Genomic DNA, 24689 nt, shown 5'->3' with positions numbered 1-24689 from the left:
GACCGCAAGGCGGTCCCGGCACTCTGAAAGGACATGGCAAATGACCTGGCAACCCCACATCACCGTAGCGACCATCGTCGAGCACGAAGGCAAGTTCCTCTTCGTCGAGGAGTTCAAAGCCAACCAGCACGTCTTCAACCAGCCGGCCGGCCACCTCGAGCCCAACGAGACCCTGCCCCAGGCCGCCCTGCGCGAAACCCTGGAGGAAACTGCCTGGGAAGTCGAGCTGACCGGCGTGGTCGGCATCTACCTGTACACCGCCCCCAGCAACGGCGTGACCTACCAGCGCATCTGCTTCGCCGCCCGCCCCGTGCGCCATCACGCCGACCTGGCACTGGACAGCGACATCGTCCGCGCCGTGTGGCTGACCCGCGACGAACTGCTGGCCGACCCCACTCGCTGGCGCAGCGAGCTGGTGCCGCGCTGCCTGGATGACTACCTCAAAGGCCCGCTGCACAGCCTCGACCTGCTACGCGACTGACGCGGCGCCGCGGGTTTGATAGAATCGGCGTTTTTCCCCCTTGATACACACCGGTACCCATGACCAGCCCAGCACTTAAAGACCCCGCCAAGACCCGCGTCATCGTCGGCATGTCCGGCGGCGTGGACTCTTCCGTCTCAGCCCTTCTGCTCATCGAGCAGGGCTACCAGGTGGAAGGGCTGTTCATGAAGAACTGGGAAGAGGACGACGGCACCGAATACTGCACCGCCCGTGAAGACCTGGCCGACGCCCAGGCCGTGTGCGACCGTATCGGCATCAAGCTGCACACCGCCAACTTCGCCGCCGAATACTGGGACAACGTGTTCGAGCACTTCCTTGAGGAATACAAGGCCGGCCGCACACCCAACCCCGACATCCTCTGCAACCGCGAAATCAAGTTCAAGGCGTTCCTCGACTACGCCCTGTCGCTGGGTGCCGACCTGATCGCCACCGGCCACTATGTGCGCCGCCGCGATACTGGCGCGCTCACCGAACTGCTCAAGGGCCTGGACCCGAACAAGGACCAGAGCTACTTCCTGCACGCCGTCGGCGGCCAGGAAATCGCCCGCACGCTGTTCCCGGTCGGCGAACTGGAAAAGCCCGAAGTACGCGCCATCGCCGAAAAACACGGCCTGGCCACCGCCAAGAAGAAAGATTCCACCGGCATCTGTTTCATTGGCGAGCGCCGCTTCAGCGACTTCCTCAAGCAGTACCTGCCGGCCCAGCCGGGCGACATTGAAACCACCGAAGGTGAAGTGATCGGCCGCCACCATGGCCTGATGTACCACACCATCGGCCAGCGCCAGGGCCTGGGCATTGGCGGCCTGAAAGATGCCAGTGACGAGCCGTGGTACGTGCTGCACAAGGACCTGGCCCGCAACGTGCTGGTGGTCGGCCAGGGCAACGAGCACCCATGGCTGTTCTCCCGCGCCCTGCTGGCCTCGGACATTTTCTGGGTCAACCCGGTCGACCTCGGCAGCCCACGCCAGCTGACTGCCAAGGTGCGCTATCGCCAGAGCGACCAGCGATGCACCCTGGAACGCACCGCCAGCGGCTACCGCGCCGTGTTCGACGAGCCTCAGCGCGCCGTGACGCCGGGCCAGTCCGTGGTGTTCTACGACGGCGAAGTGTGCCTGGGCGGCGGCGTGATCGAGGCTGCCGAGCCGTGGAGCCCGCGCGCATGAGCAACCTGCAGGAGCAGTTGATCGCGCTGGGCGGTGTGTTCCAGGCCGCCGTGCTTGTCGACCGTATCGCCCGCACCGGCCAGGCCAGTGAAGCCAATATCGGCTGCATGCTGGGCAGCCTGCTGGTGCGTGACCCCAAGGACACCCTGGAGGTGTTCGGCGGTGACGACCTGAACCTGCGCGACGGCTACCGAGCGCTGATCGGCGCCCTCGAGCGCGACCCCAACAGCCTGCAGCGCGAGCCACTGCGCTACGCCCTGTCGATGCTGGGCCTGGAACGCCAGCTGAACAAGCGAGGTGACCTGCTGGACACCATCGGCAACCGCCTGCCGCAAATCCAGTCGCAGGCCGAGCATTTCGGCCTGGTTCACGAAAACGTCATCGCTTCCAGTGGAGCCTTGTACCAGGACACCCTGAGCACTCTGCGCCAGCGCATCCAGGTGCATGGCGACATGCGCTTCCTGCAGCAGCCCAATAATGCCTCGAAGATCCGCGCCCTGCTGCTGGCCGGCATCCGCGCCGCGCGACTGTGGCGGCAGCTGGGCGGGCACCGTTGGCAGCTGGTGTTCAGCCGGCGCAAGTTGCTGAACGAACTGTACGACATGATGCGCAGCCCCACCTGACGGGCTGGGCTGCCCTTTGTGGGAGCGGGCGTGCCCGCGAAGCAGGCGACGCGGTGTATGGCACCGGCTACGCCGGTGTTCGCGGGCACGCCTGCTCCCACAGGGTCTGCCACCAGATCCAAATTGGGCCGACCTTTGGTCAGCCACCCGACCCAGGCGCATTTTTCATGTATGATATGCGCCCTTCCAAAAGCCTGACTGTCCGAGAACACCCCATGCAGCTTTCTTCGCTCACTGCGGTTTCCCCTGTAGACGGCCGTTATGCCGGCAAAACCCAGGCCTTGCGCCCCATTTTCAGCGAATTCGGCCTGATCCGTTTCCGCGCCCTGGTCGAAGTGCGCTGGCTGCAGCGCCTGGCCGCCCACCCGCAAATCGGCGAAGTGCCGGCGTTCTCCGCCGAAGCCACCGCCCTGCTGGACAGCCTGGCCAACGATTTCAAGCTGGAGCACGCCGAGCGCGTCAAGGAAATCGAGCGCACCACCAACCACGACGTCAAGGCCATTGAATACCTCCTCAAGGAGCAGGCCGCCAAGCTGCCTGAGCTGGCCAAGGTCAGCGAGTTCATCCACTTCGCCTGCACCAGCGAGGACATCAACAACCTGTCCCACGCCCTGATGCTGCGCGCCGGCCGTGACGAAGTGCTGTTGCCGCTGATGCGCCAGGTCGCCGACGCCATCCGCGCCCTGGCCCACGCCCACGCCGAAGTACCAATGCTGTCGCGTACCCATGGTCAGCCGGCTTCGCCGACCACCCTGGGTAAAGAACTGGCCAACGTCGTGTACCGCCTGGAGCGCCAGATCGCCCAGGTTGCCGCCGTGCCACTGCTGGGCAAGATCAACGGCGCCGTGGGCAACTACAACGCCCACCTGTCGGCCTACTCGCAGATCGACTGGGAAGAGAACGCCCGCGCCTTCATCGAAGACGAACTGGGCCTGCAGTTCAACCCGTACACCACCCAGATCGAGCCGCACGACTACATCGCCGAGCTGTTCGACGCCATCGCCCGCTTCAACACCATCCTGATCGACTTCGACCGTGATGTGTGGGGCTACATTTCGCTGGGTTACTTCAAGCAGAAGACCGTTGCCGGCGAAATCGGTTCGTCGACCATGCCGCACAAGGTCAACCCGATCGACTTCGAAAACTCCGAAGGCAACCTGGGTATCGCCAATGCGCTGTTCCAGCACCTGGCCAGCAAGCTGCCGATCTCGCGCTGGCAGCGTGACCTGACCGACTCCACCGTGCTGCGCAACCTGGGCGTGGGCTTTGCCCACAGCGTGATCGCCTTCGAGGCCAGCCTGAAAGGCATCGGCAAGCTGGAAGTCAACGAAGCTCGCATCGCCGCCGACCTGGACGCTTGCTGGGAAGTGCTGGCCGAGCCGATTCAGACCGTGATGCGCCGCTTCAACATCGAAAACCCCTACGAGAAGCTCAAAGAGCTGACCCGTGGCAAGGGCATCACCCCAGAAGCGCTGCTGACCTTCATCGACGGCCTGGACATGCCAGCCGAAGCCAAGGCCGAGCTCAAGCAGCTGACCCCCGCTACCTACATCGGTAACGCGGCGGCCCAGGCCAAACGCATCTAAGCTCAGCGTCGCGTACAACGCCCGGCCTGGCCGGGCGTTTTTATTCCCGTACGAAAATTACGTTTTTTTCAATAGGTTGAACATGAATCCTGATACTCCACTGCAGCTGCTCGGCGGCATCTCGGCCCGCGAATTCATGCGCGACTACTGGCAGAAGAAGCCGCTGCTGGTACGCCAGGCCTTCCCGGACTTCATCAGCCCGATCGACCCCGATGAGCTCGCCGGCCTGGCCCTGGAAGACGAAGTCGAATCGCGTATCGTGCTGGAGCACGGCGCGCACCCGTGGGAACTGCGCCGCGGCCCGTTCAGCGAAGACACCTTCGCCGAACTGCCGGAAAAAGACTGGACCCTGCTGGTACAGGCCGTTGACCAGTTCGTTCCGGAAGTGGCCGAACTGCTGGAAAACTTCCGCTTCCTGCCCAGCTGGCGTATCGATGACGTGATGATCAGCTTCGCCGCCCCGGGTGGCAGCGTCGGCCCGCACTTCGACAACTACGACGTGTTCCTGCTGCAGGGCCACGGCCAGCGCAACTGGAAGATCGGCCAGATGTGCAGCAGTGACAGCCCGCTGCTGGAGCACGCCGACCTGCGTATCCTGGCCGAGTTCGAGCAGAGTGAAGAGTGGACCCTGGAGCCCGGCGACATGCTCTACCTGCCACCGCGCCTGGCTCACTACGGCGTAGCCGTGGATGACTGCCTGACCTACTCGGTCGGCTTCCGCGCACCGAGCGCTGCCGAAGTGCTGACCCACTTCACCGACTTCCTCGGCCAGTTCCTGCCCGACGAAGAGCGCTACAGCGACGCCGACGCCCAGCCGGTCAGCGACCCGCACCAGATCCAGCACGATGCCCTCGACCGCCTCAAGGCGCTGCTCGACAAGCACATGGGCGACAAGGACCTGCTGCTGACCTGGTTCGGCCAGTTCATGACCGAGCCGCGCTACCCCGAGCAGATCGTTGGCGAAGAGCTGAGCGAGGAAGAGCTGATCGACGCCCTTGAGCAGGGCGCCATCCTGATCCGCAACCCCAGCGCACGTCTGGCCTGGTCGGAATTCGAAGACGACCTGCTGCTGTTCGCCAGCGGCCGTAGTTGCCCACTGCCCGGCAAACTGCGAGAGCTGCTGAAGCTGGTATGTGCGGCCGACGCCCTGCACATCGACAACCTGGCCGAGTGGCTGCAGGACGAAGATGGCCTTATGCTGGTACAGCAGCTGGTCAAACAAGGGAGCCTGGGATTCGCCAATGAATAAGATCAGCGTTCGCCTCGCCGATTGGCACAAAGACAACGCCGACATCCGCCGTATCCGTGAAGCCGTGTTCGTCGCCGAGCAGCACATTCCGCCAGAGCTGGAGTTCGATTCTGAAGACCAGGATGCCCTGCACTTCCTGGCCCTGGAAGGCGACTATCCGATCGGTACTGCGCGCCTGCTGGCCGACGGCACCATCGGGCGCATCTCGGTGCTCAAGGACTGGCGCGGCCTGAAGGTGGGCGATGCGTTGGTCAATGCGGTCATCGTCGAAGCGCAGAACCGCGACCTGAAACAGCAGATGCTCAGCGCCCAGGTACACGCCACGCCGTTCTATGAGCGGCTGGGCTTTCGCGTAGTCAGCGAGGAATTCCTCGAAGCTGGCATCCCGCATGTCGACATGGTGCGCGACTCGCGCGCCTGATCCATCAGCTGTGCCGGCCTCTTCGCGGGTAAACCCGCTCCTACAAGTACCACGCGTCCCTGTAGGAGCGGGTTTACCCGCGAAGAGGCCGGCACTGGCCATATACATCCCCGCTGACAAAAAACCTGTACATCCATCCAGATAAAACTTGCCTCTGCGCCCCCGCTTGCGCATCCTATGGCCCACCACCCCGATGAAGCGTCCCCGGCCATGCGCCTGTTTCTCTGCGAAAAACCCTCCCAGGCAAAAGACATCGCCAAAGTGCTCGGCGCCAACCGCAAAGGCGACGGCTGCTGGCAAGGCACCGACATCTGCGTAACCTGGTGCATCGGCCACCTGCTGGAAACCGCCCCGCCCGACAGCTACGACGAACGTTACAAGCGCTGGAACCTGGCCGACCTGCCGATCATTCCAGACAAGTGGAAGATGCTGGTAAAGCCCAAGACCGCCAGCCAGTTCAAGGCGGTCAAGCGCCTGCTCGGTGAAGCGCGGGAGCTGGTGATTGCCACCGACGCCGACCGCGAAGGCGAAATGATTGCCCGCGAGCTGGTCGAGCACTGCCGCTACCGAGGCCCGGTGCAGCGCCTGTGGCTGTCGGCGCTGGATGACGCTTCCATCCGCAAGGCCCTGGCGCGCCTGCTGCCAGGCCACGAGACGTTCAACCTGTACCACTCGGCGCTGGGCCGCTCGCGTGCCGACTGGCTGATCGGCATGAACATGAGCCGGCTGTTCACCTTGCTGGGCCGCCAATCCGGCTACCAGGGCGTGCTGCCGGTAGGCCGCGTGCAAACGCCGACCTTGCGCCTGGTGGTCGACCGCGACCGCAGCATCGCCAACTTCGTGCCGGTGCCGTTCTGGGCCATCGACGTCCAGCTGGAACACGCCGGCCAACACTTCAATGCCCAATGGCGCGCCCCCGAAGACGCCTGCGATGACCAAGGCCGCTGCCTGAAGCAAGACCTGGCACAGCGGGCCGCCACCGACATCGGCCATGCCGGCACTGCCCGAGCGGTAAAGGTAGCGACCGAGCGTGTGCGCGAAGCAGCACCGCTGCCCTTCGACCTTGGCACCCTGCAGGAGCTGTGCTCGAAAAAGTTCGGCCTCGGCGCCCAGGAAACCCTCGACATTGCCCAGGCACTGTACGAAACACACAAGCTGATCACCTACCCGCGCAGCGATTGCGGCTATTTGCCACAAAGCCAGCACGCCGAGGCACCCGCCATCCTCGCCGCCCTGCAACGGGCCGATGCCAGCCTGGCGCCGCTGCAGCCCTACCTGGAGTCGCAACGCCGCTCGCGGGCGTGGAACGACGCCAAAGTCAGCGCTCACCATGGCATCATCCCCACCGCCGCCGCCAGCGACCCCTCACGCCTGCCGGCCAAGCACAAGGCCGTGTATACCCTGATCCGCGCCCGCTATCTGGCGCAGTTCCTGCCCAACCATGAGTACGACCGCACCCAGGCCGACTTCGACTGCGCCGGTCATGCGCTGCGTGCTGTAGGCAAGCAGATCGTCGAGCCGGGCTGGCGCCGCGCCTTGCCCGAGGCGCTCACCCCGGCCAAAGGCCGCGAGGCACCACCGGCCCAGGTGCTGCCGGCGCTTCGCGAAGGCCAGGACTGCAACGTACACGGCCTGCAACTGAAAGACCTGTGGACCCAGCCACCCAAACCTTTTACCGAAGGCGACCTGATCAAGGCGATGAAAAACGTGGCCAAGCTGGTGGATGACCCTCGGCTGAAGCAGAAACTCAAGGAAACCACCGGCATCGGCACCGAGGCCACCCGCGCCAGCATTATCCAGGGTCTGCTCGACCGCGGTTACCTGGTGAAGAACGGCAAGGCGCTGTCGGCCACACCTGCGGCCTTCAGCCTGATCGACGCCGTTCCCCGCGCCATTGCTGATCCCGGCACCACGGCGATCTGGGAGCAGGCGCTGGACATGGTGCAAAGCGGCGAGATGCCCCTGGAAGAGTTCGTTGCCCGGCAGTCGGCGTGGATGGGCAAGCTGGTGGAGCGTTGCAGCGGCATGCGCATGACCATCAGCGGGCCAGCGGCCGGGGCGGCCCCGCCCTGGAAAAAGAAACGTCGCGGTGGCGGGAAGAGCAAAGCGACTGGAAGCAAGGCGACCCCGAGCAAGCCACGCCAGGCGCGGAAAAAGCGAGCGCCCCTGTAGGAGCGGGTTCACCCGCGAAGAGGCCAGCCCAGGCAACACATTAACCAAAGGCAAACCACAAAACCCAACCGACACATTGGCAGCGTGAAATTTAACTGCTAACTTTTCATGAAAATAAACATAATAATTTTCACGGAAAATCCGGCATGTTCAAACAATCCGCCCAGCACGTCGCCAGTTACTACGCCCAGACCTACCCCGCCAACATCCCATTACGCCCTACCCTGCAAGGCACTCACGACACCGATGTGCTGATCATCGGCGCCGGTTTCAGCGGCCTGCACACTGCCCTGCGGCTGACCCAGGCCGGCAAGCGCGTAACACTGCTGGAAGCCAGCCGGGTAGCCTGGGCGGCCTCCGGACGCAACGGTGGCCAGGCGCTGTTGGGCTGGTCGTGCGACATGCCGCCGCTGGAGCAGGCCCTTGGCATCGAACGCACCCAACGGCTATGGGCCAGCATGTGCTGGGCCGCCGACGAGATGCGCGAACTGCCCCAGCGCCACGGCTTCGACATCGACTACCGGCCGGGCAGCCTGTGGACTGCAGTATTGCCGCGCCGGGTAAAAATGCTCGAAGAGGCCCTGCATGATGCCGAGCATAAATGGGGTTACGACGCCCTGCGCCTGATCGGCCGGGACGAGTTGCCGCAATGGATCGACAGCCCGCGCTACCAGGCCGCGCTGTACGACGCCAAAGGTGCCCACCTCAACCCGCTGAAACTGGCACAGGGCCTGGCCAGTACCATTGAGGCTGCCGGCGGGCAAATCTACGAACAGAGCCAGGTGCTCAGCTACCAGCAGGCTCGCGACGGCTATGTCGCCCGTACCGACCGTGGCGAAGTTCGCTGCCAGGTATTGGTGCTGGCCTGCAACGCCTACATCGACCGCCTTGACCGCAGCCTGTCGCGTCGCCTGTTGCCAGTCGGTTCCTATCAGGTCGCCACTGCGCCTCTGGATGCCGACTTGGCCCATTCGTTACTACCTCGCAACAGTTGCGTGATCGACAACCAGTTCGTACCCGACTACTTCCGCCTCACCCCAGACCACCGCCTGCTGTTCGGCGGTGGCTGCACCTACCTGGGCGGCATTCCCAAGGACGTCGCCAGCGCCACCCGCCCGTACCTGGAGCGGGTGTTCCCGCAACTGGCCGGGGTGGCCATCGACTATGCCTGGGGCGGCCACATCGATTGCAGCATCAAGCGCACCCCGGACGTCGGCCGCGAGGGCCAGCGCTACTGGCTGCAGGGTTTCTCCGGCCATGGCGTTCTGCCGACCCTGGCGGCGGCGCGTGCGGTCAGCGATGCCATTCTCGGCGATGAAGACCTGTTGGCGCTGTACCAAGGCATCGACAACGGCCGCTTCCCCGGCGGCGACCTGCTGGCTGCGCCTTTGGAAGCTGCGGCAAAGGCCTGGTACCGCATGCGCGACCGTGTCTGAAGGGCATCAGTGTTGCCTGTGCGGGCCTCTTCGCGGGTGAAAGGGACCTCACAGTGTAGGAGCGGGTTCACCCGCGAAGAGGCCCACACAGGCAACACAACTTCCTGATACCCGCCAAAATCCCTCCTATTCTCAATAGCTCCCTTCGCTTCCTGCACCCAGGAGACACGACCATGAGCTATGTAACCACGAAGGACGGCGTACAGATCTTCTACAAGGACTGGGGCCCGCGCGATGCACCGGTGATCCACTTCCACCACGGCTGGCCGCTCAGTGCCGATGACTGGGACGCGCAGATGCTGTTCTTCCTCGCTGAAGGCTACCGCGTGGTCGCCCACGACCGGCGAGGTCATGGCCGCTCCAGCCAGGTATGGGACGGCCACGACATGGACCACTATGCCGACGACGTAGCCGCCGTGGTCGCCCACCTGGGCACCCAGGGTGCCGTGCATGTCGGCCACTCGACCGGCGGTGGGGAGGTGGTGCGCTACATGGCCCGGTACCCTGAAGACAAGGTGGCCAAGGCCGTGCTGATCGCAGCCGTACCCCCCTTGATGGTACAAACCCCCGGCAACCCCGGTGGCCTGCCCAAGTCGGTATTCGACGGCTTCCAGGCCCAGGTTGCCAGCAACCGGGCGCAGTTCTACCGGGATGTGCCAACAGGGCCGTTCTACGGCTACAACCGCCCTGGGGTCGAAGCCAGCGAAGGCATCATCGGCAACTGGTGGCGCCAAGGCATGATCGGCAGTGCAAAGGCCCATTACGATGGCATCGTGGCGTTTTCCCAGACCGATTTCACCGAGGACCTGAAGGGCATCCAGCAGCCGGTGCTGGTGATGCACGGCGACGATGACCAGATCGTGCCCTATGAAAATTCCGGGGTACTGTCGGCCAGGCTGTTGCCCAATGGCACGCTGAAAACCTACAAAGGCTACCCGCATGGCATGCCAACCACCCATGCTGATGTGATCAATGCGGATTTGCTGGCGTTTATCCGTAGTTGATGTTTTCGCCTGTACCGGCCCTTTCGCGGGTAAACCCGATCCGGGATTACGCCATCTTCGTAGGCGCGGGCTTGCCCGCGAAAGGGTCGGCACTGGCAACACATATAGAGTGCCTGCATGCAACTGGCAAATATACCAGTTGCACGCATGGCTAAATTATCCGAAGGTAGCATCAATACATTACATTGCCGGCAGGCTGATCATGCAACAGAACCTAAAGCAGCACTTATTCTATAATATCGACCAGTTATCAACAGCAGTTGGCATCAACCAATCTATTACACTGTTTTCAGCCACAGGCACTCCACTCGCGGAGCGCGCTGCCGAAACGCTGATAACGGCAGTAAATGCGCAGAACTCCATAACCAACAGCTTACATCGTGACCGCATTCAAAGTCTGACCTACAGCGCTTATGGGCACAGCCACATTGAGCATATCCTGGGATACACCGGGCAACGTTGTGATCGCTTCACGAAACTGTACCTCCTTGGCAACGGCCACCGTGCATATAGCCCTTATCTCATGCGCTTTTATTCGCCTGACAGCCTCAGCCCTTTTGGCAAGGGGGGGCGAAATGCATATGCCTATTGCGAGGGCGACCCAACGAACAATCTGGACCCATCCGGCCAGATGCTGAGGGGAATTTTGGATTTCTTCAAGATAAAACGCGACACCTCGACGCTCTCACCGAACAATGAAAACCCGTACTACAACGATGCTGTCAAGGCTACTGAAACCTTCCCTGCGCTGGCCAAATTCCCCAAGTGGTATGATAGCCCACACACCCAAGGAAAACATTTAGAGAAAGCTGCAAACCTAATCAAATACAAAGAGACGCTAGAAAATTGGGAGCCTAATAACGATGCCAGGTATCTGCTCAACGATGAGGCGCAAGCAGACAACATAACCACCATTTATATGAAGAAGATCAATAAAACCGCAAAACTCATTGAAAAAGTATATACCCCTCCAGAAGAGGCAGTCGTCATTCATAAGCTACCATCACCCCCTGCGAATTTTTCATTTCAGCCCGAACAATCGAACGTGAGGGGTAAAACCAAGTGAACTGCCAGAGGTTAAAGCGCAAGGGCAATCTCGCAAACACCTGGCACTGGCAAGCCTAACCGGTGAGTATTACCATCTCAGCCTCAGAGCGACCTTTGCTCACCTTTTGCCTTTCTCCCTGCGCCCAAACCCCATGCCCTTCGAACTCACCGTAGAACCCCTAACCCTACTCATCCTGGCGCTGGTCGCCTTCGTCGCCGGTTTCATCGACGCCATCGCCGGTGGCGGCGGCCTGCTCACCACCCCGGCCCTGCTCACCGCCGGCATGCCACCACACCTGGTGCTGGGCACCAACAAGCTCAGTTCCACCTTCGGCTCGGCCACCGCAAGTTTCACTTACTATAAACGCAAACTGTTCCATCCGGCGCAGTGGCGCCCGGCGTTGTTCGCCACCCTGACCGGGGCGTTGCTCGGCGCCGTCATCGCCCACTACATGCCAGCCGAATGGCTGAACAAGATGCTGCCAGTGATCGTCTTCGCCTGTGGCATCTACCTGTTGTTCGGCGGCACGCCCAAGGCGCCGCTGGATGCCGATGCACCGATCAAGAAAAAGTGGCAAGTGCCGCAAGGCTTCACCCTGGGCTTCTACGACGGCGTAGCCGGCCCGGGTACCGGGGCGTTCTGGACGGTCAGTACCCTGCTGCTGTACCCCATCGACCTGGTACGCGCCAGCGGCGTGGCGCGCAGCATGAACTTCGTCAGCAACATCGCGGCGCTGACGGTGTTCATCATTTCCGGGCAGGTGGACTATATCGTCGGCCTGTGCATGGGCCTGTCGGTGATGGTCGGCGCCTTTTTCGGCGCACGCACGGCGATCAGCGGCGGCAGCAAGTTCATCCGCCCGGTGTTCATCACCGTGGTGCTGGCGTTGACCGTGCGCTTAGCGTGGCAACACTGGTTCGGGCAGGCCTGAGGGACTTTGGCAATGGAATGACCATTGCCTGCGCCCTGCGCCTAGTCGGAGCACATTGTTCACTGCAGCTAGGACGGGAAAGCAGGGATATCACAGCCCAGCCGCCGCGCAACATACAGATCGATCAGGTAACGGGCAATGGACCGCCCGGCCGGCAGCGGCGGCAGGTCGTGGACGCTGAACCACTTGGCGTCCTCGATCTCGTCCGGCTGCATGACAATCTCGCCCCCGGCATACTCGGCATGGAAACCCAACATCATCGAATGCGGAAACGGCCAGCACTGGCTGCCGACGTACTGGATGTTCTGCACCTCCACCGCCACTTCTTCGCGCACTTCGCGCACCAGGCAGTCTTCAGCCGATTCACCCGGTTCGGCGAAACCTGCCAAGGTGCTGTACACCCCGGTGACGAAGCGTGGCGAACGCGCCAGCAGGATTTCATCACCGCGGGTCACCAGCACGATCATGCTGGGTGAAATGCGCGGATAGCTGCGCAGGTCGCAGGGCTGGCAATACATCGCCCGCTCCCAGCGAATTTGCGTCATCGCCTGGCCGCAACTGCCGCAGAAGCGATGCTCGCGCGCCCAGGTACCGATTTGTGCGGCATAACCCAGCACCTTGTAGGTGTCGAAGTCGCCTTCGAGCATGAACGCACGCAGGCCGCGCCAGCTGCAGCCCGGCACATCAGTGGCGCTGCGCAGCTCCAGCAGGAACACCGGCTGGCCGTCAAAGTGACCGATGCCGTGCTCGCACAGCACGTCGAGGTCCTGGCGCTTGAGCCAGTCGCGGGGGAACAGCGCGCCGTTGGCGTCCACCAGAAACCCTTCAGGGCTGCGGGCCACGGCCAGCCCCCCGGTCATCTGTGGGTCGAGTACTGCGGTAGTCCAGCGTGCTGACATGTCGGGGGTTCCTTTACTGCGCGTCCCCCGGCCCGATCAGTCGGCGAACGTCGGTTTCTGTTTGCTCATGTGCGCCGCCACCGCCACGCGCAGGTCTTCGGACTGCAGCATTGCGGCGTTCCAGGTGGCAATGTAGTCCAGGCCATCGTCGATGCGATGGTCACGCATGTAGCTGAGCATTTCCTTGGTGCCGGCCACAGCGATCGGCGATTTTGCGGCAATCTCGCGGGCGATGGCAAAGACGCCGTCCATCAGTGCGGCCTGATCATCATAGACTCGGTTGACCAGGCCGATGCGCAGCGCCTCGTCGGCCTCGACATTGCGCCCGGTAAACGCCAGCTCCCGCATGATGCCGTCGCCAATGATGCGTGGCAAACGTTGCAATGTGCCGACATCGGCCGCCATACCCATGTCGATTTCCTTGATCGAGAACTGCGCGTCACTGCTGCAGTAGCGCATGTCGCACGCCGAGATGAGGTCGATGGCGCCGCCGATGCAGTAGCCTTGCACGGCCGCCAGTACGGGTTTGCGGCACGTGTCCACAGCGGTGAACGAGGCCTGCAGCCGCTGGATGGTCTTGCGCAGGAAGCGTGCATTGCGGCCCACGTCCTTGCCCATCTGCCCAGCCAGCGAGGCCAGCATCATCAGGTCGATACCGGCGGAAAAGTGCTTGCCAGCGCCGCTGATCACCACCGCGCGCACGGCATCGGTGTCATCGATCCACTGGAAGATGTCGACGATTTCCTCCCAGAAGGCCGCATTCATCGCGTTGACCTTCTCTGGGCGATTGATCTGAACATGGGCGACGCTGTCGGTCAGTTCGACCTTTAATGCACTGTACTCGGTCACGGGCGGCACTCCTGCGGGCGAAAAGTTCATGGTCCGGATGTTAACTCATGCCGATGACCGTACTTGTGCCAAAAACGGGACTGTATGCCTTGCCTAAGGCGCGATGATCCGGCACCGTGCGCCATCGCTGAATCATAAGGATACATATTCATGTCGCGCTCCCTGACCGGCGCCCTCGCTCACGGTTTCCTGGGCCAGTCGCCGCTTTGGTACAAAGCGGTCATCTGCCTGTTCCTGGTGCTCAATCCGCTTCTACTGGCAACCATTGGCCCGGCTGCAGCCGGGTGGGCGCTGGTAATCGAGTTCATCTTCACCCTGGGCATGGCGCTGAAGTGCTACCCGCTGATGCCCGGGGGATTGTTGCTGATCGAAGCCCTGCTGTTGCAGATGACCACGCCGCAGGCACTGTACGAAGAACTGCAGCACAACTTCCCGGTAATCCTGCTACTGATGTTCATGGTCGCCGGTATCCATTTCATGAAGGAACTGCTGCTGTTCCTGTTCTCGCGCATTCTGCTGGGTGTGCGCTCGAAAGCCATGCTGTCGCTACTGTTCTGCGTACTGTCGGCATTCCTTTCGGCGTTTCTCGATGCGTTGACGGTGACGGCCGTGATCATCAGCGCCGCGGTCGGCTTTTATGCGGTCTACCATCGCGTGGCGTCCGGCGCCAACCCGCGTGAAGACAGCGCACTGGACAGCGACCAGCAAGTGGCGCAGTTACACCGTGACGACCTGAACCAGTTCCGCGCGTTCCTGCGCAGCTTGCTGATGCACGGCGCAGTGGGTACCGCCCTGGGTGGCGTATGCACGCTGGTGGGCGAGCCGCAGAACCTGCTGATCGGCCACGAGATGGGCTGGCACTTCGCTGACTTCTTCCTCAAGGTGGCGCCCGTGTCGATACCGGTGCTGGGTGCCGGCCTGCTGACCTGCGTGTTGCTGGAGAAGCTGCGCCTGTTCGGCTACGGCACGCTGATGCCTGAGACAGTGCGCCAGGTACTGGCTGCCTATGCCGCCGAGGACGATGCCGCACGTACCCAGGCCCAGCGCATCGCGCTGTGGGTACAAGGGCTCGCTGCCCTGATTTTGATCATCTGCCTGGGGCTGCATGTGGCCGAGGTCGGCCTGATCGGCCTGATGGTGATCGTACTGATCACGGCCTTCACCGGCATCACCGACGAGCACCGCCTGGGCCGCGCCTTCCAGGACGCCATGCCATTCACTTCGCTGTTGGTGGTGTTCTTTGCCGTGGTCGCGGTGATTCATCAGCAACAATTGTTCAGCCCATTGATCAGCTGGGTGCTGACGCTGCCGGCCGAACAGCAACCGGGCATGCTGTATCTGGCCAACGGTTTGCTGTCGGCGATCAGCGACAATGTGTTCGTTGCCACCATCTACATTACCGAAGTGAAGCAGGCATTTCTCAACGGCAGCATGAGCCGCGAGCATTTCGAAACACTGGCGGTGGCGATCAACACCGGCACCAACCTGCCAAGCGTGGCGACGCCTAACGGGCAGGCGGCGTTCCTGTTCCTGCTGACCTCGGCCATTGCGCCGCTGATCCGGCTGTCGTATGGGCGGATGGTGTGGATGGCGCTGCCCTATACCGTGGTGATGGGCGGGTTGGGATGGTGGGCGGTGACGTACTGGCTGTGAGGCAGGCCTGTGCGGACCTGTGCGGGCCCTTTCGCGGGTAAACCCGCTCCTGCACGGGTTTACCCGCAGGCAATATCGCCTACAACTTTTTCCCCGCACAGGCGTCGAAACACAGGTACGCCCCATCCGCTCCAAGGAGGTCACCCATGGCGCTGCGCACTACACTGCTGCTTTCCTGCATGACCCTGGCCCTGCTCGGCTGCGCCGGCAACGATCACCCGGCACCGCCGCGTACCCAGCAGGTGGACCTGCAACGCTATCAGGGTACCTGGTACGAACTGGCGCGACTGCCGATGTTCTTCCAGCGTAACTGTGTGAAGTCCGAGGCGCGCTACGGCTTGCGCGAGGACGGCCGTATCGATGTAACCAACCGCTGCCAGGAAAAGGACGGCCAGTGGAATGAAGCCAAGGGCATCGCCGAGGCTCAGCAACCGGGCAGCACCGACAAGCTGTGGGTGCGCTTCGACAACTGGTTCAGCCGCCTGGCACCGGGCCTGACCAAGGGCGAGTACTGGGTGCTGTACCACGACAAGGACTACCGCGTGGCACTGGTCGGCCACCCCAACCGCGAGTACCTGTGGCTGCTGTCGCGCACGCCAGCGGTCACCGACCAGCAGCGCGAGCAACTGCTGACAATCGCCCGAGAGCAAGGGTATGACACCAGCAAGCTCATCTGGCGACAGGATAACTAGCAGGCCGTCGACGGCGGGTGGCAATCCGGCTAAGGTGTGCGCCCCGTATCACCTTGGCCGCTTCTGGCCTGAAACAGGAGCCTGAGCATGGACCTGCTGTTCCTCGGCACCTCCGCCGGGGTGCCCACCAAGGCACGTAATGTCAGCGCCACGGCCGTGATCGAAGCCAGTGGCAGCCACTGGTATCTGGTCGATTGCGGCGAAGGCACCCAGCACCGCCTGCTGCACACCCCGCTTTCGATCCGCGACCTGTGCGCGATCTTCATCACCCACGTGCATGGTGACCATTGCTTCGGCCTGCCCGGCCTGCTGGCCAGCGCGGGCATGAGCGGGCGCACCCAGCCGCTGGAAGTGATCCTGCCCGCTGCACTGCACGACTGGGTACGCCAGGGCCTGGTTGCCAGCGACACCTTCCTGCCGTTCGAGCTGCGCCTGTTGCCCGTGGAAGAGCTGATCGCATGGCGCAACGCGACACTGCAGGTGACCACCGTGCAACTGTCGCACCGGGTGCCCAGCGTGGGTTTCGTATTCACTGAAATCAACCCTGAGCCACGCCTGGACATCCAGCGCCTGGACGCCGAGGGCATACCGCGTGGTCCGCTGTGGGGCGAGCTGGCCAAGGGGTTGACCGTGACGTTCAATGGGCAACTGCTGAACGGCAACGACTACCTGCGCCCTTCGCGTCCGCCCCAGCGGGTGATCGTGTGCGGGGACAACGACAAACCAGCGCTGCTGGCAGCCGTCGCCAGGGGTGCGGATGTACTGGTGCACGAAGCCACCTTCACCCAGGCGGTGGTCGAACGCACCGGGGGCACGTTCGGCCACAGCACCGCCGCTGAGGTGGCACGCTTCGCCGAGGCCGCTGGCGTGCGCAACCTGGTACTGACGCATTTCAGCGCCCGCTACCAGAACGACCCGCGACGCAGCCCGCACATCGACACCGTGCGCGACGAGGCCCTCGCCCATTACAGCGGGCAGTTGACCCTGGCGCAGGACCTGCAGCGCTATCACCTTGGCCGTAACGGCCGTCTTGAGGCCAGTGCCTAGGCCGCCAGGCGCCCGTTGGCAATTGCCTCCGACGCCGCCAGCATCGCCCGCAACAACACCGCGCAGCCCGCCGCCAGGTCATCGGGCGTGGCGTTCTCGATCTCGTTATGGCTGATGCCGTTTTCGCACGGCACGAAAATCATCCCCGCCGGCCCCAGCTCGGCCAGGAAGATCGCGTCATGCCCCGCGCCACTGACGATGTCCATGTGCGGCAGGCCCAGCGCCTTGGCCGACTCGCGCACGGCGTCGACACAGCCTTTGTCGAAGTAAAGTGCCGGGAAGTCTGCCGTGGGCACCAGCTCATGGCTCAGGCCATGCTTGGTACAGGTCGCCTCGATCACCCCGCGCACATCGGCAATCATCGCATTCAACTGCTCGCCCTCCAGGTGGCGGAAGTCGAGAGTCATGCGCACTTCGCCCGGGATCACGTTACGCGAGCCCGGGTACGCCTGAAGGCAACCCACCGTGCCACAGGCGTGGGGCTGATGGGCAAGCGCCGTGCGGTTGACCGCCTCTACCACAGCGGCTGCCCCCACCAGGGCGTCCTTGCGCAGGTGCATCGGCGTAGGGCCGGCATGGGCTTCAACACCGCGCAGGGTCAGGTCGAACCACTTCTGGCCCAGGGCGCCGAGGACCACGCCGATGGTCTTGGCCTGGTCCTCAAGGATAGGACCCTGCTCGATATGCGCTTCGAAATACGCCCCCACCGGGTGCCCCGACACGGCACGCGGACCGGCGTAGCCAATGGTGTTCAACGCTTCGCCAACGCTGACACCCTGGGCATCGCGCTTGGCCAGGGTGTCTTCCAGGGTGAACTTGCCGGCGAACACCCCTGAACCCATCATGCACGGCGCAAAACGCGAACCTTCTTCGTTGGTCCACACCACCACTTCGAGCGGCGCGTCGGTTTCCACGCCCAGGTCGTTGAGGGTACGGATCACCTCCAGCCCGGCCATCACCCCGAAGCAGCCATCGAACTTGCCGCCGGTGGGCTGGGTGTCGATATGGCTACCGGTCATCACCGGCGGCAGCTTGGGGTTACGGCCCGGACGGCGGGCGAATATGTTGCCGACAGCGTCGATGCTGACCGAGCAACCGGCCGCCTCGCACCACTGCACGAACAGATCGCGGGCCTGGCGGTCGAGGTCGGTCAAGGCCAGGCGGCAGACACCCCCCTTGGCGGTGGCGCCGAGCCGGGCCAGGTCCATCAGCGACTGCCACAGGCGGGTGCTGTCGACGTGACGGGCGTTGGTCTTCAGGATCTCTTTGACGGGGGTCACGGGCTTCTCCTTCAGGCTTCTTATTGTTTGTACGGGCCTCTTCGAGGCCTCAAGGCAAGGGTTTGACCAACCGCACCGGGTTGCGTGCCGCCAAACCGCCAAGCGCGGCGTACAGTGCACCGCCCAGCAACGAGCCGGTGAACCAGCCATAGTCGTAGAACCAGCTGAAACTGCTGTTGCCAATCGCCATTACCGTCAGCCCTACTGGCAAGGCGAAGGCGGCAAAACCGGCCCAGTTCCACGCGGGATACACGTCGTCGCGGTATAGCCCGGCCAGGTCCAGCTTCTGCCGATGGATCAGGAAGTAGTCCACCACCATGATGCCGGCAATGGGCCCCAACAAGCTGGAATAGCCCAGCAACCAGTTGGAATACACGCTTTCCAGGCTAAGGTCGGAGACAATCAGGCCCAGTTTCTTCAGCAGTTCATGCCCCATCAGCGCCAGGCCGATAAAGCCGGTCAGCCATACCGCGCGGCTTCGGCCGATCAGGCGTGGGGCAATGTTCTGGAAGTCATTGGTGGGCGACACGATGTTCGCCGCGGTGTTGGTCGACAGCGTGGCAATCACGATCAGCGCCATGGCCAGGGCCACCCAGAACGGGCTTTGAATCTTGCCGATCAGGCTGACCGGGTCGGACACCGTCTCGCCCACCAGCGACGCCGAAGCGGCGGTCAGCACCACACCCAGCGCAGCAAACAGGAACATGGTCAGCGGCAGGCCGAAGATCTGCCCGAGAATCTGATCCTTCTGGCTGCGGGCGTAGCGGCTGAAGTCGGGAATGTTCAGCGACAGTGTGGCCCAGAAGCCGACCATGGCCGTAAGCCCGGCGCAGAAGTAACTGACCACGCTCGCCCCTTCCGGGCGCTTGGGCGGCTGTGCCAACAGTTCGGTCATCGACATGTGCGGCAAGGCCCAGAACAGCAGACCGACGCCCACCGCCACCAGCAGCGGTGCCGACAGCGTTTCCAGCCACTTGATCGACTCGGCGCCGCGCAGCACCACCCACAGGTTCAGGCACCAGAAGATCATGAAGCCAATCACCTCGCCTGTCCCGCCCAGCGCCTTCCAGCCGTCGAACACCGAACCCAGGAACAGGTGAATGGCCAGCCCGCCGAACATGGTCTGGATACCGAACCACCCACAGGCCACCACCGCGCGGATCAGGCACGGTACGTTGGAGCCAAGAATGCCGAACGACGAACGCAGCAGCACCGGAAACGGAATGCCGTACTTGGTACCGGGAAAGGCATTGAGGGTAAGCGGTATCAGCACGATAACGTTGGCCAGCAGGATCGCCAGCAGCGCTTCGCCAACACTGAGGCCGAAGTAGGCGGTAAGGACACCGCCGAGGGTGTAGGTGGGTACGCAGATGGACATCCCCACCCACAGGGCGGTGATGTGCCATTTGTTCCAGGTGCGCTGGTGCACCTTGGTCGGTGCTATGTCGGGGTTGTAGCGCGGGCTGTCGAGAACGTCGCTGCCCTCGGACAGCTCGAACAGGCCATCTTGCTCGACCACTTCCGATCTGCTCTGTTGCATAGGCCCTTCTCCAGTTTTTTTTTCTATTTTTTCGCTCATCAGGCTGATTCGATGACCGGAGTTCGCACGCGGAATTGTGCTTAGAAATCTCGACCAGATTTTCATCTTGTCAAGTTAGTCAAATACCCGGAAAACCCCGTCGCCCATTCGCGCGTTAATTTTTTTCTATTTATATCAACAACTTAAAAACCACAAATTTAATGGGAAAATTTTCTTGCTGAATCCAGAATCAGCATCTAGCCTCGAATCTTGTCAGGCCTGACAGGATTGACCGCCCTGCCCGCCTGCATCCACGACAATGCAAAGAACCGGCCAAGACCGGTCAGCCTGCGAGGAAAACGGCATGTCCCTGTTGATCCGAGGCGCCACCGTGGTTACCCACGAAGAGCGTTATCCCGCCGATGTCCTGTGTGCCGATGGCCTGATCCGTGCCATCGGGCAAAACCTCGAACCGCCCACCGACTGCGAGATCCTCGAAGGCAGCGGCCAGTACCTGATGCCCGGGGGCATCGATCCGCACACCCACATGCAGTTGCCGTTCATGGGCACGGTGGCCAGTGAGGACTTCTTCAGCGGCACCGCTGCGGGCCTGGCTGGCGGCACCACCTCGATCATCGACTTCGTCATTCCCAACCCGCAGCAGTCGTTGCTGGAGGCCTTCCACACGTGGCGTGGCTGGGCGCAGAAAAGCGCCAGCGACTATGGCTTCCACGTCGCCATCACCTGGTGGAGCGAGCAGGTGGCCGAAGAGATGGGCGAGCTGGTGGCCAAGCACGGGGTGAACAGCTTCAAGCATTTCATGGCCTACAAAAATGCGATCATGGCCGCCGACGATACCCTGGTGGCCAGCTTCGAGCGTTGCCTGCAACTGGGTGCGGTGCCCACCGTGCATGCTGAAAACGGCGAGCTGGTGTACCACCTGCAGAAAAAACTGCTCGCCCAGGGCATGACCGGGCCGGAAGCCCACCCGCTGTCGCGCCCCTCGCAGGTGGAAGGCGAAGCGGCCAGCCGCGCCATCCGCATTGCCGAAACCCTCGGCACGCCGTTGTACCTGGTGCACATTTCCAGCCGCGAGGCACTGGATGAAATCGCCTATGCCCGGGGCAAGGGCCAGCCGGTGTATGGCGAGGTGCTGCCCGGCCACCTGCTGCTGGACGACAGTGTCTACCGTGACCCGGACTGGGCCACCGCCGCCGGTTATGTGATGAGCCCGCCGTTCCGCCCACGCGAGCACCAGGAGGCGCTGTGGCGCGGCTTGCAGTCAGGCAACCTGCACACCACCGCCACCGACCACTGCTGCTTCTGCGCCGAGCAGAAAGCCATGGGCCGCGACGACTTCAGCCGCATACCCAACGGCACCGCCGGCATCGAAGATCGCATGGCAGTACTGTGGGATGCCGGGGTCAACAGCGGGCGTCTGTCGATGCACGAATTCGTCGCGCTGACCTCTACCAACACGGCGAAAATCTTCAACCTGTTCCCGCGCAAGGGCGCTATCCGCGTGGGTGCCGATGCCGATCTGGTGCTGTGGGACCCGCAGGGCACCCGCACCATCTCCGCCAAAACCCACCACCAGCAGGTGGACTTCAACATTTTCGAAGGCCGCACCGTGCGCGGCATCCCAAGCCACACCATCAGCCAGGGCAAGGTGCTCTGGGCCGATGGCGACCTGCGCGCCGAGCCGGGCGCGGGGCGGTATGTGGAACGGCCGGCGTACCCGTCGGTGTATGAGGTGCTGGGGCGCCGGGCCGAGCATCAGCGGCCGATGCCTGTACAGCGCTGAAGCCACTGGGCTGCTGTGCAGCCCATCGCGACGCAAGGCCGCTCCCACAGGGATCGCGCCAGCTTTTAGAAATTGAGCAAGACAGTTGCTCCCGCAAGGACCGCGATCGCCTGTGGGAGCGGCCCCAGAATCGACCGCAATACCTGTCGCCTGCACCAAAAAAAATAGAGAGGCTACAACCGTGACCAACGCCCTGAACCACTTGCCGCGCCCCCGGGCCGGCGCCGACCAGTTGGCCGAGCGCTTCAGCGACCTGGCCCCACCCCTCACCGCGCGCCAGGCCGCCCTGGAAAGTGCACGCTGCCTGTACTGCTACGACGCCCCCTGCGTCAACGCTTGCCCCAGCGAGATCGACATCCCCTCGTTCATACACCGCATCAGTGACGAAAACCTGCAAGGCGCCGCCGAGCGCATTCTTTCGGCCAACATTCTGGGCGGTAGTTGCGCCCGCGTGTGCCCCACCGAAATCCTGTGTCAGCAAGCCTGCGTGCGCAACAATGCCCAGGAATGCGCGCCGGTGCTGATCGGCCAGTTGCAGCGTTACGCCTTGGACAACGCCCAGTTCAGCGCACACCCATTCAAGCGCTCGGCAACCACCGGCAAGCGTATCGCCGTGGTCGGCGCCGGCCCGGCAGGGCTGTCCTGCGCCCACCGCCTGGCCATGCACGGCCATGACGTGGTGGTGTTCGAGGCCTGCGACAAAGCCGGTGGCCTCAACGAGTACGGCATCGCCCGCTACAAGCTGGTAGACGACTATGCCCAGCGTGAAGTGGATTTCTTGTTGGGGATTGGCGGTATCGAAGTCCGCCATGGCCAGCGCTTGGGTAGCAACCTCAGCCTGGGCGAACTGCGCGATCAGTACGACGCGGTGTTCCTGGGCCTCGGCCTGAATGCCGTGCGCCAGCTAGGGCTGCCCCACGAGGAAGCACCCGGCGTGCTCGCCGCCACCGAATACATCCGCGAGCTACGCCAGGCCGATGACCTGAGCCAGCTACCGTTGGCCGACCGCTGCCTGGTGATCGGTGCTGGCAACACGGCCATCGACATGGCTGTGCAGATGAGCCGTCTGGGGGCCCGCGACGTCAACCTGGTGTACCGCCGTGGCCACGCCGACATGGGCGCTACCGGCCACGAGCAGGACATTGCCAAAGCCAACCAGGTGCGCCTGCACACTTGGGCCCGCCCTGATGCCGTGCTGCTGGATGACACCGGCAAGGTCCGCGGCATGCGTTTTGCCCGCACCGAGCTGGCGGAAGGCCGCCTGCGCGATACCGGCGAAACCTTCGAGCTGGCTGCGGACGCCATTTTCAAGGCCATTGGCCAACGCTTTGACGATGCCAGCCTCGGCGACCCGGTGGCTGCGCAACTGGCCCGCGAGGGTGAGCGCATCCGCGTGGACGAACACCTGCAGACCAGCCTGCCGGGCGTGTACGCAGGCGGCGACTGCACCGCGCTGGGGCAGGACCTTACCGTGCAGGCCGTGCAACACGGCAAGCTGGCCGCCGAAGCCATCCATGCCCAACTCATGCTCAACGTGGAGGCAGCGTAAATGGCCGACTTGTCTATCGTATTTGCCGGCATCAAGGCACCCAACCCCTTCTGGCTGGCCTCCGCACCGCCAACCGACAAGGCCTACAACGTGGTCCGCGCCTTCGAGGCCGGCTGGGGCGGCGTGGTCTGGAAGACCCTGGGCGAAGACCCTGCGGCGGTCAACGTGTCGTCGCGCTACTCGGCGCACTATGGCCCCAACCGTCAGGTACAGGGGATCAACAATATCGAGTTGATCACCGACCGCTCTCTGGAAATCAACCTGCGTGAAATCACCCAGGTGAAGAAGGACTGGCCCGACCGCGCACTGATCGTGTCGCTGATGGTGCCGTGCATAGAGGAATCGTGGAAGTTCATCCTGCCGCTGGTGGAAGCCACCGGGGCTGATGGCATCGAGCTGAACTTCGGTTGCCCGCACGGAATGCCGGAGCGCGGCATGGGGGCGGCCGTCGGCCAGGTGCCGGAATATGTGGAAATGGTCACCCGCTGGTGCAAGACGTACTGCGCGCTGCCGGTGATCGTGAAGCTTACGCCGAACATCACCGATATCCGCCAGTCGGCCCGTGCCGCGCACCGGGGCGGGGCCGATGCGGTGTCGTTGATCAACACCATCAACTCGATCACCAGCGTCGACCTGGACCGCATGGTGGCCCACCCGATTGTCGGAGACCAGAGCACCCATGGCGGTTACTGCGGTTCGGCAGTGAAGCCGATCGCCTTGAACATGGTGGCGGAAATCGCCCGCGACCCGGAAACGCGGGGCTTGCCGATTTGTGGCATTGGCGGCATCGGCAACTGGCGTGACGCCGCCGAGTTCATGGCCCTGGGCAGTGGCGCCGTGCAGGTGTGCACGGCGGCGATGCTGCATGGCTTCCGTATCGTCGAGGACATGCAGGACGGCCTGGCACGCTGGATGGACCAGCATGGGCACCCCACTATCGAAGCGTTCCGCGGGCAGGCGGTGGGGCATACCACCGACTGGAAATACCTGGACATCAACTACAAGTCGGTCGCGCACATTGACCAGGAGGCGTGCATTGGCTGCGGGCGCTGCCACATTGCGTGCGAGGACACCTCGCACCAGGCGATTGCCAGCACGCTGAAGGCTGACGGCACGCATGCCTACAGTGTGATCGAAGAGGAGTGCGTAGGCTGCAACCTGTGCCAGATCACCTGCCCGGTGGAAAACTGCATCGAAATGGAGGCACAGGACACCGGCAAGCCATACCTGAACTGGACGCAGGATCCGCGTAACCCCTACCG

21 protein-coding genes are annotated in these 24689 nt (G+C 63.1%); 17 read left to right on the top strand and 4 right to left on the bottom strand.

All coding sequences use genetic code 11. The annotated features are described in order from the left end of the window. Positions 1–40: 40 nt before the first annotated feature. The 11 genes from ACF8Q6_RS13100 (at position 41) to ACF8Q6_RS13050 (ending at position 12135) form a co-directional block, all read left to right on the top strand. Positions 41–481: an NUDIX hydrolase gene (locus tag ACF8Q6_RS13100; RefSeq protein ID WP_003251227.1), complete on the top strand. Its 441-nt coding sequence runs from the start codon at positions 41–43 to the stop codon at positions 479–481. A gap of 59 nt (positions 482–540) precedes the next feature. Further along, a complete protein-coding gene (gene mnmA, locus ACF8Q6_RS13095) occupies positions 541–1665 on the top strand; it encodes a tRNA 2-thiouridine(34) synthase MnmA (RefSeq protein WP_003251230.1) in 1125 nt (374 codons plus the stop codon). Then, positions 1662–2288 carry a high frequency lysogenization protein HflD gene (gene hflD, locus ACF8Q6_RS13090; protein WP_003251232.1) on the top strand — a complete coding sequence of 209 codons (627 nt, stop codon included), beginning with the start codon at positions 1662–1664 and terminating at the stop codon, positions 2286–2288. Before mnmA ends, hflD begins: the two co-directional genes overlap by 4 nt. Before the next feature lie 215 nt (positions 2289–2503). Beyond that, the gene (gene purB / locus ACF8Q6_RS13085; protein ID WP_392491633.1) at positions 2504–3874 is read left to right on the top strand and encodes an adenylosuccinate lyase; all 1371 of its coding nucleotides are present in this window, start codon (positions 2504–2506) and stop codon (positions 3872–3874) included. A gap of 82 nt (positions 3875–3956) precedes the next feature. Beyond that, on the top strand, positions 3957–5123 hold the full coding sequence (locus ACF8Q6_RS13080) for a cupin domain-containing protein (RefSeq protein ID WP_012051819.1): 1167 nt from the start codon (positions 3957–3959) through the stop codon (positions 5121–5123). After that, positions 5116–5544, top strand: coding sequence for a GNAT family N-acetyltransferase (locus ACF8Q6_RS13075; protein ID WP_003251237.1), 429 nt, complete (start codon positions 5116–5118; stop codon positions 5542–5544). Before ACF8Q6_RS13080 ends, ACF8Q6_RS13075 begins: the two co-directional genes overlap by 8 nt. A gap of 210 nt (positions 5545–5754) precedes the next feature. Next, positions 5755–7716: a DNA topoisomerase III gene (locus tag ACF8Q6_RS13070; protein ID WP_392492727.1), complete on the top strand. Its 1962-nt coding sequence runs from the start codon at positions 5755–5757 to the stop codon at positions 7714–7716. Between the two features lie 146 nt (positions 7717–7862). After that, positions 7863–9152 carry an NAD(P)/FAD-dependent oxidoreductase gene (locus tag ACF8Q6_RS13065; protein ID WP_392492726.1) on the top strand — a complete coding sequence of 430 codons (1290 nt, stop codon included), beginning with the start codon at positions 7863–7865 and terminating at the stop codon, positions 9150–9152. A gap of 173 nt (positions 9153–9325) precedes the next feature. Next, positions 9326–10156, top strand: coding sequence for an alpha/beta fold hydrolase (locus ACF8Q6_RS13060; protein ID WP_161775005.1), 831 nt, complete (start codon positions 9326–9328; stop codon positions 10154–10156). 202 nt (positions 10157–10358) lie between these two features. Continuing rightward, entirely contained in the window at positions 10359–11222 is an 864-nt protein-coding gene (locus ACF8Q6_RS13055; RefSeq protein WP_392493532.1) for an RHS repeat-associated core domain-containing protein, read from the top strand. 133 nt (positions 11223–11355) lie between these two features. Then, the gene (locus ACF8Q6_RS13050) at positions 11356–12135 is read left to right on the top strand and encodes a TSUP family transporter (protein WP_012051814.1); all 780 of its coding nucleotides are present in this window, start codon (positions 11356–11358) and stop codon (positions 12133–12135) included. A 68-nt stretch (positions 12136–12203) separates the two neighbouring features. Here ACF8Q6_RS13050 and nudC read toward each other — a convergent pair whose 3' ends face one another. Then, positions 12204–13034: an NAD(+) diphosphatase gene (gene nudC, locus ACF8Q6_RS13045; protein WP_392493530.1), complete on the bottom strand. Its 831-nt coding sequence runs from the start codon at positions 13032–13034 to the stop codon at positions 12204–12206. A gap of 36 nt (positions 13035–13070) precedes the next feature. Next, positions 13071–13883 (bottom strand): crotonase/enoyl-CoA hydratase family protein, encoded by an 813-nt coding sequence (locus tag ACF8Q6_RS13040; RefSeq protein ID WP_004576977.1) that lies wholly within the window; start codon positions 13881–13883, stop codon positions 13071–13073. Between the two features lie 150 nt (positions 13884–14033). Between ACF8Q6_RS13040 and nhaB the strand changes: the two genes are divergently transcribed. The 3 genes from nhaB (at position 14034) to ACF8Q6_RS13025 (ending at position 17275) form a co-directional block, all read left to right on the top strand. After that, positions 14034–15536, top strand: a complete 1503-nt coding sequence (gene nhaB / locus ACF8Q6_RS13035; protein WP_003251254.1) for a sodium/proton antiporter NhaB — start codon at positions 14034–14036, stop codon at positions 15534–15536. A gap of 146 nt (positions 15537–15682) precedes the next feature. After that, positions 15683–16228, top strand: a complete 546-nt coding sequence (locus ACF8Q6_RS13030; protein WP_003251256.1) for a lipocalin family protein — start codon at positions 15683–15685, stop codon at positions 16226–16228. Positions 16229–16315: 87 nt separating this feature from the next. Then, positions 16316–17275, top strand: coding sequence for a ribonuclease Z (locus tag ACF8Q6_RS13025; RefSeq protein WP_392493528.1), 960 nt, complete (start codon positions 16316–16318; stop codon positions 17273–17275). Here the strand turns inward: ACF8Q6_RS13025 and ACF8Q6_RS13020 are convergent. Further along, entirely contained in the window at positions 17272–18555 is a 1284-nt protein-coding gene (locus ACF8Q6_RS13020; protein ID WP_392493527.1) for a Zn-dependent hydrolase, read from the bottom strand. The two genes, ACF8Q6_RS13025 and ACF8Q6_RS13020, sit on opposite strands and share 4 nt — an antisense overlap. A 49-nt stretch (positions 18556–18604) precedes the next feature. Continuing rightward, positions 18605–20095 carry an NCS1 family nucleobase:cation symporter-1 gene (locus ACF8Q6_RS13015; RefSeq protein ID WP_392493526.1) on the bottom strand — a complete coding sequence of 497 codons (1491 nt, stop codon included), beginning with the start codon at positions 20093–20095 and terminating at the stop codon, positions 18605–18607. A 343-nt stretch (positions 20096–20438) separates the two neighbouring features. Between ACF8Q6_RS13015 and hydA the strand changes: the two genes are divergently transcribed. The 3 genes from hydA to preA form a co-directional block, all read left to right on the top strand. Further along, on the top strand, positions 20439–21878 hold the full coding sequence (gene hydA / locus ACF8Q6_RS13010) for a dihydropyrimidinase (protein ID WP_392493524.1): 1440 nt from the start codon (positions 20439–20441) through the stop codon (positions 21876–21878). Positions 21879–22059: 181 nt separating this feature from the next. Continuing rightward, the gene (locus ACF8Q6_RS13005) at positions 22060–23427 is read left to right on the top strand and encodes an NAD(P)-dependent oxidoreductase (RefSeq protein ID WP_392490199.1); all 1368 of its coding nucleotides are present in this window, start codon (positions 22060–22062) and stop codon (positions 23425–23427) included. Then, on the top strand, positions 23428–24689 hold a 1262-nt coding region (gene preA / locus ACF8Q6_RS13000; RefSeq protein WP_392498907.1), incomplete at its 3' end, for an NAD-dependent dihydropyrimidine dehydrogenase subunit PreA.

It is taken from the genome of Pseudomonas sp. GLN_2, from assembly GCF_043106005.1.
Taxonomy (GTDB): Bacteria; Pseudomonadota; Gammaproteobacteria; order Pseudomonadales; family Pseudomonadaceae; genus Aquipseudomonas; species Aquipseudomonas alloputida.
The sequence above is the reverse complement of the archived record's forward strand: the minus strand, read 5'-3'. Positions and strand labels throughout refer to the sequence as shown.